At 67.9% G+C, this 13,820-nt stretch carries 19 protein-coding genes, 1 tRNA gene and 1 pseudogene; 8 read left to right on the top strand and 13 right to left on the bottom strand.

The genetic code is table 11. The features are described 5' to 3' along the window. Entirely contained in the window at positions 1 to 897 is an 897-nt protein-coding gene (locus CTA01S_RS01090; protein WP_019562203.1) for an NAD(P)-dependent oxidoreductase, read from the top strand. 1 nt (position 898) lies between these two features. Here CTA01S_RS01090 and CTA01S_RS01095 read toward each other — a convergent pair whose 3' ends face one another. From CTA01S_RS01095 to CTA01S_RS01105, 3 genes are all read right to left on the bottom strand, one after another. Next, complete coding sequence (locus CTA01S_RS01095) at positions 899 to 1,567, bottom strand: BON domain-containing protein (protein WP_019562202.1); 669 nt, start codon at positions 1,565 to 1,567, stop codon at positions 899 to 901. After that, the gene (locus CTA01S_RS01100) at positions 1,564 to 2,154 is read right to left on the bottom strand and encodes an SIS domain-containing protein (RefSeq protein ID WP_062191466.1); all 591 of its coding nucleotides are present in this window, start codon (positions 2,152 to 2,154) and stop codon (positions 1,564 to 1,566) included. The genes CTA01S_RS01095 and CTA01S_RS01100 overlap by 4 nt, the downstream gene beginning before the upstream one ends. Before the next feature lie 97 nt (positions 2,155 to 2,251). Next, complete coding sequence (locus CTA01S_RS01105; protein WP_062191188.1) at positions 2,252 to 2,620, bottom strand: YraN family protein; 369 nt, start codon at positions 2,618 to 2,620, stop codon at positions 2,252 to 2,254. On the opposite strand from CTA01S_RS01105, the gene rsmI reads away from it, so the two are divergent. Next, the gene (gene rsmI / locus CTA01S_RS01110) at positions 2,613 to 3,554 is read left to right on the top strand and encodes a 16S rRNA (cytidine(1402)-2'-O)-methyltransferase (RefSeq protein WP_062191468.1); all 942 of its coding nucleotides are present in this window, start codon (positions 2,613 to 2,615) and stop codon (positions 3,552 to 3,554) included. The genes CTA01S_RS01105 and rsmI overlap by 8 nt on opposite strands. A 1-nt stretch (position 3,555) precedes the next feature. Here rsmI and CTA01S_RS01115 read toward each other — a convergent pair whose 3' ends face one another. After that, entirely contained in the window at positions 3,556 to 4,395 is an 840-nt protein-coding gene (locus CTA01S_RS01115; RefSeq protein WP_062191191.1) for a septal ring lytic transglycosylase RlpA family protein, read from the bottom strand. Between the two features lie 541 nt (positions 4,396 to 4,936). Between CTA01S_RS01115 and CTA01S_RS17000 the strand changes: the two are divergent. After that, positions 4,937 to 5,005 (top strand): annotated as a pseudogene (locus tag CTA01S_RS17000) (hypothetical protein); the annotation flags it as partial. A 269-nt stretch (positions 5,006 to 5,274) separates the two neighbouring features. Here the strand turns inward: CTA01S_RS17000 and CTA01S_RS01125 are convergent. Then, positions 5,275 to 5,350 (bottom strand) — tRNA-Arg (locus CTA01S_RS01125). 137 nt (positions 5,351 to 5,487) lie between these two features. On the opposite strand from CTA01S_RS01125, the gene CTA01S_RS01130 reads away from it, so the two are divergent. Beyond that, entirely contained in the window at positions 5,488 to 6,030 is a 543-nt protein-coding gene (locus CTA01S_RS01130) for a c-type cytochrome (RefSeq protein ID WP_062191195.1), read from the top strand. Positions 6,031 to 6,098: 68 nt separating this feature from the next. On the opposite strand, the gene CTA01S_RS01135 is transcribed toward CTA01S_RS01130, so the two are convergent. The 4 genes from CTA01S_RS01135 to purU are packed head-to-tail and all read right to left on the bottom strand — an operon-like array spanning position 6,099 to position 8,999. Further along, positions 6,099 to 6,647, bottom strand: coding sequence for a DUF2946 family protein (locus CTA01S_RS01135; RefSeq protein WP_062191197.1), 549 nt, complete (start codon positions 6,645 to 6,647; stop codon positions 6,099 to 6,101). 14 nt (positions 6,648 to 6,661) lie between these two features. Further along, a complete protein-coding gene (locus CTA01S_RS01140) occupies positions 6,662 to 7,657 on the bottom strand; it encodes a YheT family hydrolase (protein WP_019561628.1) in 996 nt (331 codons plus the stop codon). 6 nt (positions 7,658 to 7,663) lie between these two features. Next, the gene (locus CTA01S_RS16575; RefSeq protein WP_019561629.1) at positions 7,664 to 8,101 is read right to left on the bottom strand and encodes a YybH family protein; all 438 of its coding nucleotides are present in this window, start codon (positions 8,099 to 8,101) and stop codon (positions 7,664 to 7,666) included. 13 nt (positions 8,102 to 8,114) lie between these two features. Then, positions 8,115 to 8,999 (bottom strand): formyltetrahydrofolate deformylase, encoded by an 885-nt coding sequence (gene purU / locus CTA01S_RS01150; protein ID WP_019561630.1) that lies wholly within the window; start codon positions 8,997 to 8,999, stop codon positions 8,115 to 8,117. Positions 9,000 to 9,070: 71 nt separating this feature from the next. Between purU and CTA01S_RS01155 the strand changes: the two genes are divergently transcribed. From CTA01S_RS01155 to CTA01S_RS01165, 3 genes are all read left to right on the top strand, one after another. Further along, complete coding sequence (locus CTA01S_RS01155) at positions 9,071 to 9,700, top strand: sigma-70 family RNA polymerase sigma factor (RefSeq protein WP_062191199.1); 630 nt, start codon at positions 9,071 to 9,073, stop codon at positions 9,698 to 9,700. Further along, positions 9,697 to 10,377 carry an anti-sigma factor gene (locus tag CTA01S_RS01160; protein ID WP_019561632.1) on the top strand — a complete coding sequence of 227 codons (681 nt, stop codon included), beginning with the start codon at positions 9,697 to 9,699 and terminating at the stop codon, positions 10,375 to 10,377. The genes CTA01S_RS01155 and CTA01S_RS01160 overlap by 4 nt, the downstream gene beginning before the upstream one ends. A gap of 103 nt (positions 10,378 to 10,480) precedes the next feature. Next, a complete protein-coding gene (locus CTA01S_RS01165) occupies positions 10,481 to 11,026 on the top strand; it encodes a DUF3455 domain-containing protein (RefSeq protein WP_019561633.1) in 546 nt (181 codons plus the stop codon). Between the two features lies 1 nt (position 11,027). Here CTA01S_RS01165 and CTA01S_RS01170 read toward each other — a convergent pair whose 3' ends face one another. Beyond that, positions 11,028 to 11,345, bottom strand: coding sequence for a hypothetical protein (locus CTA01S_RS01170; protein WP_026330309.1), 318 nt, complete (start codon positions 11,343 to 11,345; stop codon positions 11,028 to 11,030). 84 nt (positions 11,346 to 11,429) lie between these two features. On the opposite strand from CTA01S_RS01170, the gene CTA01S_RS01175 reads away from it, so the two are divergent. Continuing rightward, entirely contained in the window at positions 11,430 to 12,158 is a 729-nt protein-coding gene (locus CTA01S_RS01175) for a P-loop NTPase family protein (RefSeq protein ID WP_019561634.1), read from the top strand. 76 nt (positions 12,159 to 12,234) lie between these two features. Here the strand turns inward: CTA01S_RS01175 and CTA01S_RS01180 are convergent, their stop codons facing one another. Genes CTA01S_RS01180 through CTA01S_RS01190 form a run of 3 tightly spaced genes read right to left on the bottom strand, consistent with a single transcriptional unit; the run spans position 12,235 to position 13,820 of the window. Beyond that, positions 12,235 to 12,444, bottom strand: a complete 210-nt coding sequence (locus CTA01S_RS01180; RefSeq protein ID WP_062191204.1) for a zinc-finger domain-containing protein — start codon at positions 12,442 to 12,444, stop codon at positions 12,235 to 12,237. A gap of 10 nt (positions 12,445 to 12,454) precedes the next feature. Further along, positions 12,455 to 13,378 (bottom strand): branched-chain amino acid transaminase, encoded by a 924-nt coding sequence (locus CTA01S_RS01185; protein WP_019561636.1) that lies wholly within the window; start codon positions 13,376 to 13,378, stop codon positions 12,455 to 12,457. Positions 13,379 to 13,415: 37 nt separating this feature from the next. Further along, positions 13,416 to 13,820 carry a hypothetical protein gene (locus tag CTA01S_RS01190; protein WP_062191207.1) on the bottom strand — a complete coding sequence of 135 codons (405 nt, stop codon included), beginning with the start codon at positions 13,818 to 13,820 and terminating at the stop codon, positions 13,416 to 13,418.

Genomic DNA, 13,820 nt, shown 5'->3' on the forward strand with positions numbered 1-13,820 from the left:
ATGAACAGTCCCAAGACCTACGCCCCTGTGGCACCCCACACCGTGGCCTTCCTTGGCCTGGGGGTGATGGGCTACCCGATGGCCGGGCACTTGGCACGAGCCGGCCATCGAGTCACCGTGTACAACCGCACGGCGGCCAAGGCCGAACGGTGGGTCGCCGAATATGGCGGGGCTTGCGCGGCCACGCCCCGCCAGGCCGCGCAAGACGCCGACATCGTTTTTGCGTGCGTGGGCAATGACGATGATTTGCGCTCGGTGGTCTTGGGCGAGGACGGAGCCTTGGCCGGCATGAAGCCCGGGGCGATTTTCATGGACCACACCACGGCCTCGGCCGAGGTGGCCCGCGAGCTGGGGGCGCAGGCCCGCCGTCGCGGGCTGTGGTTCATCGACGCTCCCGTCTCGGGCGGCAACCTCGGGGCCCTCAACGGCACGCTGACCGTGATGTGCGGCGGCGAGGCCGCGGCCTTCGAGCGGGCGCAGCCGGTGGCCATGGCCTACGCCAAGGCCGTGACCTTGCTGGGCGAGCAAGGGGCGGGCCAGTTGGCCAAGATGGTCAACCAAATCGCCATTGCCGGCTTGCTGCAAGGGCTGTCCGAAGCGATTGCCTTTGGTCAAAAGGTCGGTTTGGACATGAAGGCCGTGCTCGAGGTCATCGGCAAAGGCGCCGCCCAGAGCTGGCAGATGGACAACCGCGGCCCGACCATGATCGAAGACCGCTTCGACTTCGGCTTCGCGGTGGATTGGATGCGCAAAGACCTGGGGCTGTGCTTGCAAGAAGCGCGGCGCCATGGCGCGCGGCTGCCGGTGACCGCCCTGGTGGATCAGTTCTACGCCGACATCCAGGCCCAAGGCGGCGGCCGCTGGGACACCTCGAGCCTGATTCGCCGGCTCAAGTGATTCACTGGCCCGGCGAGGCGCCCGCCGGCTGTGGCCGGTTGGGCTGCAGCCGCGCCAGTTCCTCCTCGGTGATGAGCTCGAACACCGTCACCACCTTGTTCACGCCACTGACGCTGCGCGCCAGCTCGGCGGCTCGTTTGGCTTCGCGTTCGGTGACCCGACCCATCAGATAGACGGTGCCGCGCTCGGCCACCACCTTGACCGCCTGGGCCTGCAGGTCGCGTGCATCGACGAAGGTGGCTTTGACCTTGCCGCCCAGGATCACGTCATTGGAGCGCGAGGTCAGCGAACTCACCCCCATGACGGCCAAGTCGTTGACGATGGAGCGCACGTTGTCCACGGCGGCGACGATGCGCTCGGCCCGCTGCTTGTCTTCTTCCGAGGCCACTTCGCCGGTGAGCAGCACCATGCGGTTGTAGCTGGTCACGTTGACATGCGCGCGTTGTTCGTTGAAGGCTTCGCGCAGGCGGTTCATGGCCTTCAACTCGATGGCCTGGTCGTCGAGTTGGGCGCCGGAGCTGCGGCGGTCGGTGGCCACCATCACGGTGCCCACGACGGCCCCCCCCACCAGCAAGGGGGCGCAGGCGGACAAGGCACTGACCAAGCCGGCGGCGGCCAGCACGGCCGCCAGCGGGCGCAGCCGACGGAAAAGAAAGGCTTGCGATGTCATGAATGATCCTCTTCTCCAAGCAATTGGGTGTCCACGGCATCGCACAGACAATACATGGCGAGCAAGTGGACCTCGTGAACCCGCGCCGGGCGTTCGTGCGGCACGGCGATGTGCACGTCGGTTTCGGCCAGCATGTCCTTGAGCTTGCCGCCGGTTTTGCCGGTGAAGGCAATGACGGTCATCTCTTTGTCATGGGCCGCCTGCACGGCGGCCAGCACGGTGGGTGCGCTGCCGCTGACCGACAAGGCCAGCAAGATGTCGCCGGGCTGTCCCAAGGCTTGCACTTGTTTGGCATAGATCAGTGTCGGGTCCTCGCCGAGGCCGCCGAGATGCGCCGCCTCGGGGCTGAGCGCCAGCGCGGCCAAGCCGGGACGCTCACGCTCGAAGCGGTCCACGAACAACGAGGCCGCATGTCGAGCCAAGCCGGCCGCGCCGTCATTGCCACAGGCCAGCACCTTGGCCCCGGCGGTCAGACAACCCACCACGGCTTGCGCGGCTTCGGCAATCGGCCGGGCGAGCTGGTCGGCGCACTGGTACTTCAGATCGGCACTTTCGAAGAACTGATGCTGGATGCGGGTTTCAAGCATGGGCGGCATCATACGGCAGCCCCATGGATGCCTGCTGCCGGGCGAAGGTTCCGTGGCCGCGCGGCCCAAGGCATGCCGGGCGGCGCGCCGCTGGCGCTCACCAGGCTTCGAACGCGGCTTTGATCCATTGCAGTTGCGGCCCCTCGAAGGCCACCACGTCGAAACGGCAGGCCGGTGGCGAGCCCAGGCGCAGCAAATAGTGCTGGGCGGCCCGCACGATGGCGCGCCGCTTGGCCGCGCCGATGCTGGCCGCCGCGCCGCCATGCGTGGGGTGGGTGCGGCTGCGCACTTCCACGAACACCAGCGTGCCGTCGCGCTCTCGCATGATGAGGTCCACTTCGCCGGCATGGGCATGCGGGCCGCGCGCCACCCGATAATTGCGCTCGACGAGTACCAGGCCGGCGCGTTGCAGATGCGCCAAGGCCCGCTGCTCGGCAGCGTCTCCTTTGTGCTTGGCCGTGAACACTTCTTCTTCCTCCTATGGGTCCGATGCCGCGCTGTGGTGCGCGGCGGCCCAGCGTGCTGCCGGGGCCCAGCAGTATCCTGCGGGCGCACTGTATGTGGTGGCCACCCCCATCGGCAACCTGGCCGACCTTGGCCTGCGCGCGCTGCATGTGCTGCATACCGTGGAGGCGCTGGCCTGCGAGGACACACGCCACACGGCCGCGCTGCTGCGTCACTATGGCATCGACAAACCGCTGCTGGCCGTGCACGAGCACAACGAGCGCGAGGCGGCGCAGGCGGTGATCGCGCGGCTGCATTCGGGCCAACGGGTGGCCTATGTCAGTGATGCCGGCACGCCGGCCCTCTCGGACCCCGGGGCCCGTCTGGTGGCGGCCGTGCGGCAGGCCGGTTGTGGCGTGGTGCCGATCCCGGGCCCCAGCAGCGCCACGGCCGCCTTGAGCGCCGCTGGCGATGTGCACGCCACGGGCTTTCATTTCGTGGGTTTCCTGCCCACACGCCCGCGTGAGTTGGAGCATGCCGTGCGGGCGATCGCAGCAAGCCCCGTGAGCCAGGTGATCTTCGAGTCACCGCACCGCATCGAGACGCTGGCGCGTGCTTTGGCCCAGGCTTGTGGGTCGCGCCCGCTGACCGTGGCTCGCGAGCTGACGAAGCAATTCGAAACCATCGTCACCTTGCCGACACACTCCCTGCCGCAGTGGCTGGCCGAGGACCCGCACCGCCGCCGCGGCGAATTCGTGCTCGTGCTGCATGCCCAGCCGCCTGAGGCCGCAGCGCAGGACGACCAGGCGCTGGCACGCGCCGAGCCCTTGTTGCGCGCGTTGATCGAGGCATTGCCTCTGAAGCAGGCCGTGGCCTTGGTGGCCGAGCACACCGGCGCGCCGCGCAAGGCGCTGTACGCCCGCGCCTTGGCGCTGCGCGGATCGGAGGGCGGCTGAGTCAGCGCTGCACGATCACCGGCACCAGTTGCAAGGCCTCGCGAATGCGCTCGGCCGCAGCCAGCGCTTCGTCGCGGCTGGCGTAGGGGCCGGCTTGCAGCCGGTGCAACGAGGCGTCGGTGACGATGGTCAGGCGCGTGGCCAGCCAGGCCACCTGGGCCCTGACCTCGCTCATGAAATGCTCGGCCCCCTCGCGTTGACGGAACGCGCCCAATTGCACCCAGTGGGCGGTGGCCTCGGCCGTGGGCGCGGGCCGATCCGGCGGCGCCGGCTCGGGCCGGGGGGCGTCTGCCGGGCGGCCTGACCAGCGCCCGGCGCGGATGTCGGCATGGGTGATGCGTTCGATCTCGACGTCGGCTTGCCCCTCTTGGACGAAGCCCAGGCGGTGCGCGGCCGCATAACTCAGGTCGATGATGCGCTCGCCTCGGAAGGGGCCGCGGTCGTTGATGCGCACGATCACTTCCCGGCCGTTGCCCAGATGGCGCACGCGCACATAGCTCGGAATGGGCAGGGTGGGGTGGGCGGCCGTCATGGCGTACATGTCGTAGGGCTCGCCGCTGGAGGTGGGGCGGCCATGAAACGCCCGGCCATACCACGAGGCCAGGCCACGCTGCCGGTACGGCAGGTCGGCCGTTTGCGGCACGTAGTACCGGCCGAACATCACGTAGGGGCGGTTGGGGCCGCTGGCCAAGGGTTCGATGCGCGGGACGGCATCGGGGATGCGATCGAGCTCGGCGGCCGAGCGCTGGCCGGGCCCGTCCTGCGTGACGGCGCCGCCACGCGGCGTGGATGAACATCCGGCCAGCACCGCCAACATCACGGCCAGGGCGGGCAGCCCCATGCGCAGGGGCCCTCCGCCCCACCCAGTGCAAAGAGGGGCAGCACACATGGGGGCCTAGGTTAACGCATGTCCTGCGCGTCGGCGGCGGCGACGCCACCATACGGCCAGCGTCCCCAGCACGTCCGACGCAGCAACGGGCCCCTCCAGCGCAGCCCTGGGTGCGTGCGCAGACGGTCTTCGGCGGGCAACCACTGGCGGAGAAATTGGCGCATGGCGGCTCGATCCTGCCATCGGCTCGGCCTGCGCACACAGCCAGCCTGAGTCGTTCGAGGGGCATGGACCCCGGCCTTGCAGATGCGCATGCGACGCCGCAGACTCGTACTTGAAGCCCCACTCACAAGGGGGCGCATCGTCATGCGCGTGGTGAATTTCTCTGAGGCACGCAACAAGCTCAAAACCGTGATCGATCAGGTCATCGACGATGCCGACCACACACGGTCGTCGCGCGCCGGGATGCCCCCGATGCGGTGGTGATGTCGCTGGACACCTTCAACAGCCGGGTGGAGACCGCCCATCTACTGAAGTCGCCGGCCGATGCCGCGTGCTGGGGGTTTCCGTCGCCCTGTCCGAGGCCGAGGTTCATTGGCGCGCCCTCCTCGGCGGCCTGAGCCGGCGGGGCCGCTCGGGCGTCGAACTGATCCTCTCCGACGACCCTGTCGGCCGCAAGGCCAGGCTTTGGGCGGTGGCTCGCGATGCCCTGGGCGATGGGGGGCACAGATGGGCCATGAACCATGACGCGCCAAAGGCACGGCCACGAGTCAGCGGGCACGGCCACACGTCAGCGGCGTTGCCATGGCCCAATTCGGGCCACGCGTGGCATCTCGGAGTCGGCTGCAACCCAACCCGATGCGCTCTCGGAAAAGCGCCAAGTCATCGATGTGGCGCGGCTGGCGGGGATCGAACCCACGACCTTCGGCTTCGGAGGCCGACACTCTATCCACTGAGCTACAGCCGCGAGAACTCCGCATTCTAGCAGCCTTCGGTGCCAGGGCATGAGCAGGCCCTGGGCTCGCATATAATCGATAGGTTTTGCGCTGCCGCGCCGCTGTGGCGGGCGCAATGACGTCCGGTTCAAAGCCGAGGATTTCTTACATGAGCGACAACGCACACGCCCACGACGAACACGCCGCCCATGAAGGGCCGGTCAAGACGCCCAAGCAGCTGGTTCTGGCGGTGATCTTTGCCTTCCTGGTGCCCATCGTGGGCATCATTTTGTTGGTCAATTTCGTGGCCTCGGGGACCAAGTCGGGGGCGGGCAGCGATGGCTTAACCGAAGAGGCGGTTGCCGCGCGCATCCGGCCGGTCGGCACCGTCGAGCTGCGCGATCCTTCGGCCCCGCGTGTGCTCAAAACCGGCCAGGAGGTCTACCAAGCCCAGTGCGTGGCCTGCCATGGCGCAGGCCTGGCTGGCGCGCCCAAGTTCGGCGATGCGGCTGCCTGGGCGCCGCGGGTGGCGCAAGGCTACGAGACGCTGCTGAACTCCGCCTTGAAAGGCAAAGGCGCCATGGGCGCGCAAGGGGGGGGCGAGTTCAGCGATCTGGAGATTGGCCGCGCCGTGGTGTACATGGTCAACAACTCGGGCGGCAACTTGCCCGAGCCGGCCGCACCGGCGGCCGCCGCAGCGGCTTCGCAATAAGCCGCGCGCCCGATGCGGCAGGGCAACGCAGGCCCTGCTGGAGCCGAGCCGGCCGCTGGCCGGCTTTTTCATGCCTGCGCGGCGGCGGCCTGGGGGCTGAGCACGTAGCCGTAGCGTTCGGGCAGCTCGGTCGATCGCACCTCCCGGGGCTGCCACCAGCCGTCTTCGATCGCCTGTGAGGCATCGTGCATGTCTTGGCTGTGCACCAGCCCCACGCCCAGCTCGGTGGCCAGGTACAGCCGGCCGGCCTCGTCGAGCAAGCAGTCGCGCACTTGGGTGGCCGCCAGGCCGGTGTGGCTGGTGATGGAGGGGGGGCGCTCGGACCCGTGGCTGCGCACGCGCCACACCCAGGGCGTGCATTCCAGCTCCACGTAGACGCGCTGCGGGCCGTTTTGGAAATACCACTGGCCGCGTTCATCGGCCTCGTAGTTGCGGTGGATGAATTCGCGCAGCTTGTCGTGCGTGATCAGACTGCCTTTGACCCGCGGGAAGGGGCCGGCTGCCTGGGTGCGCTCGTCACGCATGTACCACTGACCCCGGGCGTCCAGCGCCAGCCAGCCTCGGCAGGCGGGCACGTTGGGCCATTTCTTCAGTGCAGCTCTGACGATGTCATCCATGCGGCAATCATCACTCAAAGCCGTTGGTGCAGCCAGTCCGTCACCGCCTGCGGCAGGGTCATCACATGGCCGGGCAGCGGGCCGGCGGCAAAGCCGACATGGCCGCCATGCGGGGGCTGCCACAGTGTCACGAAGCGGCCGACCTCCTGCGGCCGGGGCAGGCTGGCTGCCGGCACGAAGGGGTCGTTGAGGGCATTGAGCACCAGCGCCGGGATGCGGATGCGATGCAAATGGGGTTTGGCCGAGGCGCGCGACCAGTAATCCTCGGTGTTGCGAAAGCCATGCAGCGGGGCGGTGAAGACATTGTCGAACTCGTAGAGGTCGCGCGCGGCCAGCAGCCGCTGGCGGTCGAACAGCCCGGGATACTGGGCCAGCTTGCGCAAAGCCTTGGGCTTCATGGTGCGCAGGAACATGCGCGTGTAGACCAGCCGGTTGAAGCCGCGGCCGATGGCCGCGCCGCCGGCGGCCAGGTCCAGCGGCGAGCTGATGGCGCATACGGCGCGCACGGTCTGCGCGGCTGTCTCACCGGCTTCTTCGGCCCAGCGCAGCAAGGCATTGCCCCCCAGCGACACGCCCACGGCCAGCAGCGGGCCGCGGTGCGAGCCGCGCAGACGCTGCAGGATCCAGCCGACTTCCTCGTAGTCGCCCGAATGGTAGGCCCGTGGCGCGAGGTTGAGCTCGCCCGAGCAGCCTCGGAAGTGCGGCACCGCATAGTGCCAGCGACGCTGCCGCGCCCAGTGCGCGAATGCCTCGGCGTAATGGCTGCGTGAGGAGCCTTCCAGACCGTGAAAGAGCACGAGCAAGGGCGCCTCGGGGGCCGGGGGTTCGGCCGTCCAGGTCAGGCGGTCCACGTCGATGAAATCATGGTCCGGGGTGGTCCAGCGCTCTCGGGTGTACGCCGGCCGCGGCCCCAGGAAGCGGCGTGAGAACAGCGCCGGCCAGATGGTTTGAGCATGGCTGCCGAGCGGACCGGCGGCGGCGAGCCAGCGCGGGGCGCGGTAGGTCTCCATCGGCGGTCAGTGCAAGGTGGTGGGCGCTTCGCCCGCCTCGGTGGGCTCGTGCGGCGAGCCGGGGCTTGCATGGTGGCACACCATGCGCCAGCCCAGGGCGGTCTTCACGTAGACGTTGGTGGCCACCACCAGCACCGACCGCGGCCCGTCTTCGGTCATGACGCGCACTTGCTCGATCACGCTGTGCACCGCGCTGTCATGGGCGTGCATGCGCCGCACGCGTTCGGGTTGGGCCTGGATGCTGCCATGGGCGAACAGGGCTGCGAACTGGGCCCGGATCGCGCTGAGCCCCACCAGCCGCGGCCCACCCGGGTGGATGCACACGACGTCTTCATCGTCGGCCCATACGGCCATCAGCTTGTCGATGTCGCCTTGCTGCAGGGCCTCGTAGAACTGGGCCTCGGTATCGTCGGGAGAGGCCAGGGGCGCGAGCGGGCGGGGCATGGGTGTTGCGGGTTTACTTGAACACGACGGTCTTGTGGCCGTTGAGCAGCACGCGGTGCTCCACATGCCAGCGCACCGCGCGGGCCAGCACCACGCATTCGACGTCGCGGCCCACGGCGGTGAAGTCCTCCGGACTGAGCGTGTGGTCCACGCGCTCGACGTCTTGCTCGATGATGGGGCCTTCGTCGAGGTCGGCGGTGACGTAGTGGGCGGTGGCGCCGATGAGCTTCACCCCGCGGTCATGGGCCTGGTAATACGGCTTGGCCCCCTTGAAGCTGGGCAGGAAGCTGTGGTGAATGTTGATCGCCCGACCTTTGAGGAATTCGCAGAACTCGGGGCTGAGGATTTGCATGTAGCGCGCCAGCACCACCAGATCGATGCCGTGTTCGGTGATGAGTTGCTCGATCTGACGCTCTTGCGCCCGCTTGGTGTCGTGCGAGGCCCCGGTGGGCAGCGGCAGGTGGTGGAAGGGGATGCCGTAGCTGGCGGCCAGTTCCGCGAAATCGGGATGGTTGGAGACGATGGCCGGCACCTCGATGGGCAGCAGGCCCGAGCGGTGACGGAACAACAAGTCGTTGAGACAGTGGCCGTGCTTGCTCACCATGATGAGCACGCGCGACTTGCGCGACAGCGCATGGAAAGCCGCTTGCATGCCGAACTGCTGGCGCACGTGGGCAAACAGCTTGTCCAGCGTGGCCACGTCGGCCAAATGTTCGGGCGCTTCGAAGTGCACCCGCATGAAGAACAGGCCCGTGCCGTCGGGGCTTTGCACGTCGCCGAATTGCTGGGAGTCCAGGATGTTGCAGCCGGCCTGGTACAGCAGACCAGAGACCGCATAGACCACGCCCTTGGTGTCTTGACAGGACAGGGTGAGGATGAATTCGCGGGAAGTGTTCATGATGGCTTTCAGACCTTGCCGATTGTACGGAGGCTGTACGCTGGCCGTCGGCGACGGCACAATGCGCCGCCATGACCATGTCGTTGCCGGATTCGCCTTGGAGTGAGCGCAGCCAGGAGCTGGGCCGCCTGCTGGCGCAGACCGCCTTGGGTCAACGGGCCGCCTTCGCGCAGCTGTACCGGCTCACCGCGGCGCATCTGCTGGGCGTGATCCTGCGTATCACCGGGGAACGCAGCCAGGCCGAGGACGTGTTGCAGGAGGTCTACCTGGCGGTCTGGAAGGCCGCAGGCAGTTTCGATGCCGCGCGCAGCCAGCCGATGACTTGGCTGACCAGCATCGCCCGACATCGGGCCATCGACAGCCTGCGGCGAGCCCAGGCGCGACCGCGCTTCAGCGATGAGGGGGCGGTCGATGATGAGCAGGATCCCAGCGGCGTGTACGACGAGCATCCCGACCCTCACCCCGGCCCGTCCGAGCTGCTGCAGCGCGCCGTCGAAGCGCGGCTGCTGCGGCACTGTCTGGCCGAGCTGTCGCCCGAGCAGCAGCACAGCTTGGCGCTGGCCTATTACCAGGGGCTGTCGCACAGTGAGGTGGCCCGGCAGTTGGGGCAGCCGCTGGGGTCGGTGAAGTCATGGATCCGACGGGCGCTGCTGTCGCTGAAGGGCTGCTTGGAACGGCTCGCGCCAGGAGGGCTGGCATGAGGGCTCTGCGTGCGGAGGTGGTCGAGCGGCTGGCGGCCGAGTACGTGCTGGGCACCTTGCGCGGTGGTGCGCGTCGGCGATTCGAAACCCTGATGATGGCGCATCCGAGCCTGCGCGAGGCCGTGGCTGGCTGGCAGGACCGGTTGCAGCCGCTGTCCGAGGCGGTGCCGCCGGTGGCGCCGTCCGAGCGGGTATGGCGCGCCATCGAGGCCCGGCTGGACGGCGCGGCGCCCGCGGCCGATGCGCGCCGCAGCCCGTGGGCGCGGCTGAACTTCTGGCGTGGCTGGTCGGTGCTGGCCAGCGCCGCCGCAGTGGTGATGGCCGTGCTGCTGCTGCGGCCCACGCCGATGCCGCCACCGCTGGTGGTGGTCTTGGCCGCGCCGCAAGGCCCCAGCACCTTCGTGGCCGGACTCAGCCCCGATGGCTCGAGCCTGGTCGTGCAGCCGGTGGCGGCCGTCCCCGTGGAGGCCGGGCGGGTGTTGGAACTGTGGGCCGTGCCCGGGCAAGGGGCGCCGCGTTCCTTGGGCGTGATCCGGGCCGACCGGCCCACGCGGCTGCAGCGCCGCCTGGAACTGCCCGGCACCGCGGCGCTGGCGGTCAGTCTGGAGCCGCCCGGCGGCTCGCCCACCGGCGCGCCCACCGGGCCCATTCTCTACACCGGCCGCGTGTCGTTGTGAGCGTTCTCGCGCATCCGGAAGGCGGTGCGCTGCGTATGGAAGGCAAGCCGGGGCGAGACCCGGTCCCGGCGTCCTGAACCCCTCTGACCGATTGGAGACTTCCATGCACAAGACCGTTTTGTCCAGCCTGGCTGGGTTGAGCCTGGCTGCCTGTGGATCGATGACCTCCGCGCCCATGGCCTCTGCGCCGGTGGACAACATGAGCCTGCCGCCGGAGATCCGTGTGCCCGCCGGTGTGCGCCAGACCCTGCACACCGTGGGCAGGGGCGAGATCACGTATGAATGCCGGGCCAAGGCCGGTGCGAGCGGCGTTTACGAATGGGTGTTCGTCAGCCCCATGGCCACGTTGTACGACCGCCAGGGCAAGGTGGTGGGCAAGTACTACGGGGGGCCGACCTGGGAGGCCCAGGATGGTTCGAAGGTCACGGGCAAGCAAGTCGCGGTGGCACCGGCCGGCGCCGGCCACATTCCTTTGCAGCTCGTCCAGGCCGAGCCGTCCATGGGCATGGGCTTGCTGCAGGGCACGGCCTACATCCAGCGCCTCAATACCCGCGGTGGTGTGGCGCCGGCGCCCGCCTGTACCGCGGACCAACAGGGACAGCGCCGCCAAGTGCCTTACCAGGCCGACTACGTGTTCTACGCTCGCTGAGTCAGGGCCGCAGCACGATGGCGCTGGAGTCGCAGCCGCGTCCTGCGGCGATCCAGCGCTTCAGCCACGGGGCGATCCAGGGCCATAGCGGCTGTGCAACCCGGGGCAGGTGGCGCCCAGGCTGCGTCAGGGCCCCACAGCGGTACCTTTGCTCGGCGGGCTCCCAGTGCAGGGCCCGGCAGCGGCCGCGGCGGCGCCGGCTGAGCACTTGCCCCAGGGGGCAGGGCTCGGCGGCGCAGCACACGCCGCAGCCATTGCACGGCTGTCCGGGGAGGGGTTTGCTGGGAGCTCGAGCTTGCAACAGGATGACGCGCGCCATGCTGGCATCATCGCGGTTGGAACGCCGGTGCGATCGATGGATCAACCCGACGCCACCGGCTCAAATCACAAGGAGAGCGACCGCATGACGCAGATCCCGACCCTGGAAGTTGCGCCCAAGTCCATCATCCACCTGGTCGGTGGTGAGAAAGGCGGCGTGGGCAAATCCCTCGTCTCGCGCCTGCTGGCTCAGTACTTCATCGACCACAACCTGCCGTTCGTCGGCTTCGACACCGACCGCTCGCATGGCACGTTCATGCGTTTTTATGCGGGCTATGCCTCGCCGATGGCGGTGGAGCGCTACGAGGCACTGGACGCCATGATCGAGTCGGCCATCGAGCAGCCCGGCCGGCGGGTGCTGGTGGATCTGGCCGCCCAGACCCATGCGCCGCTGGTGAAATGGATGGACGAATCCGGCGTGCTGGACTTGGCGGATGTCTCGGACCTGGCCATCCACTATTGGCATGTGATGGATGCCGGCAAGGATTCGGTGGACTTGCTGAAAAAACTGCTCGACCGCTTTGGCCGTCGGTTGCAGTATGTGCTGGTGCTCAACCAGCTGCGCGGTGACGACTTCAGTCAGCTGGAAAGCTCAGGCGAGCTGGAGCGCGCCCTGGCGCTGGGGGCGCGACAGATCACGCTTCGCAAACTGCACGAGTCGGTGGCGCAGAAGATCGATGCGGCCAACATGAGTTTTTGGTCCGCCCGCAACACCAGCGGCGGCGACGGCAGCAGCCTGGGCCTGATGGAGCGCCAGCGGCTGAAGCTGTGGATGAACCATGCGTATGCCGAGCTCGACACCTTGCGCATCTGAGCGTCTCCTCGGCATGGCACCAAGGCCCCATGCGCGTGCATGGGGGCGTCGCCGGCCGGCGATGGCCGCTTCAGGCTCAGTGGCCGTGGACTTTCTCGCCGGCCTTGAGCCGGTAGACCGTGCTGCAATAGGGGCACTTGCCCTCGCCGGTGGTGGCCACGTCGATGTACACCTTGGGATGGGCGCTCCACAGCGGCATTTTGGGGTGGGGGCAAAACACCACCCCATGGCCCTGGAGATCCCGGGCCGACAGTTCCACGACAGGGAGGGGTTGGTTGCTGCTCATCACTGCGACCTCAGACCCGTGTCAGCCATTGCGCGTACTTGGGATTGCGGCCATTGACGATGTCGAAGAAGGCCGTTTGGATCTTTTCGGTGATCGGGCCGCGCTCGCCGGCACCGATCTGGATGCGATCGAGCTCGCGGATCGGCGTGACCTCGGCGGCCGTGCCGGTGAAGAAGGCCTCGTCGGCGATGTAGACCTCGTCGCGCGTGATGCGCTTTTCGATGAGGTCGATGCCCAGGTCGCGGCAAATGGCGAAGATGGTGTTGCGCGTGATGCCATTGAGCGCCCCGGCTGATAGATCGGGCGTGTAGACCACGCCGTTCTTGACGATGAAAAGATTCTCGCCAGCGCCTTCGGAGACGAATCCGGCCGCATCGAGCAACAGGGCCTCGTCATAGCCATCGTCGGTGGCCTCCATGTTGGCCAGGATGGAGTTGGTGTAGTTGCTCACCGTCTTGGCCTGCGTCATCGTGATGTTGACGTGATGACGCGTGTAGCTGCTGGTCTTGACGCGAATGCCGCGCTTCAAGCCTTCTTCGCCCAGATAGGCGCCCCAGGCCCAGGCGGCGATCATCAGGTGGATGGTGTTGCCCTTGGGGCTGACGCCCAGTTTTTCCGAGCCGATCCAGGTCAGTGGGCGGATGTAGCAGCTGTCGAGCTGGTTGGCGCGCACGACTTCTTTCTGAGCCTCCATCACCTGTTCGACGGTGTAGGGGATCTTCATGCGCAGGATCTTGGCGCTGTTGAACAGGCGCTCGGTGTGCTCGCGCAACCGGAAGATGGCCGTGCCTTGGGCGGTGTGGTAGGCACGCACGCCCTCGAAGGCGCCGCAGCCGTAGTGCAGCGTGTGGGTCAGCACATGGATCTTGGCGTCGCGCCAGTCCACCAAGCGGCCATCCATCCAGATTTTGCCGTCGCGGTCTTCCATGCCCATGCAAGGCTCCTCGGAAATTCGGGGTAAAACGGCGATTTTACGGGGGTGAGGGCGCATCCGCGCCGGCGCCGTCGGGGCGCCACAGCGTCCAGCGCACGAGCTTGCCGCCGCGCAGCTCCAGCGTGACATGGGAGCCGCCGGGGTCGGTCCAGCGGTAGGCTTCCGGCTCGTCGCTGACCTTCTGGCCCAGGCTGCGCGTCATCATCACGATCTGGAGCATCGGCAGGCCCTTGCGTAGCTTGGCATTGAGCATCACGGCGCTGTCGATGTAGCCGATGGGGGCGCTGCCGGCCTGGCGCATCACGCGCACGGCCTTGTTGAACTGCAATAGCAGCCAGAAGGTGATGGCCGAAAAGGCGAACAGCAGGCCTTGCCAGCCATACTGTTGCCACGCCAGCAGGGTGAACAGGGCCGCCAAGCCCCAGCCGATCCAAGGATTCAT

The sequence above is a fragment of the Caldimonas taiwanensis NBRC 104434 genome (genome assembly GCF_001592165.1).
Classification (GTDB): Bacteria; Pseudomonadota; Gammaproteobacteria; order Burkholderiales; family Burkholderiaceae_C; genus Caldimonas; species Caldimonas manganoxidans.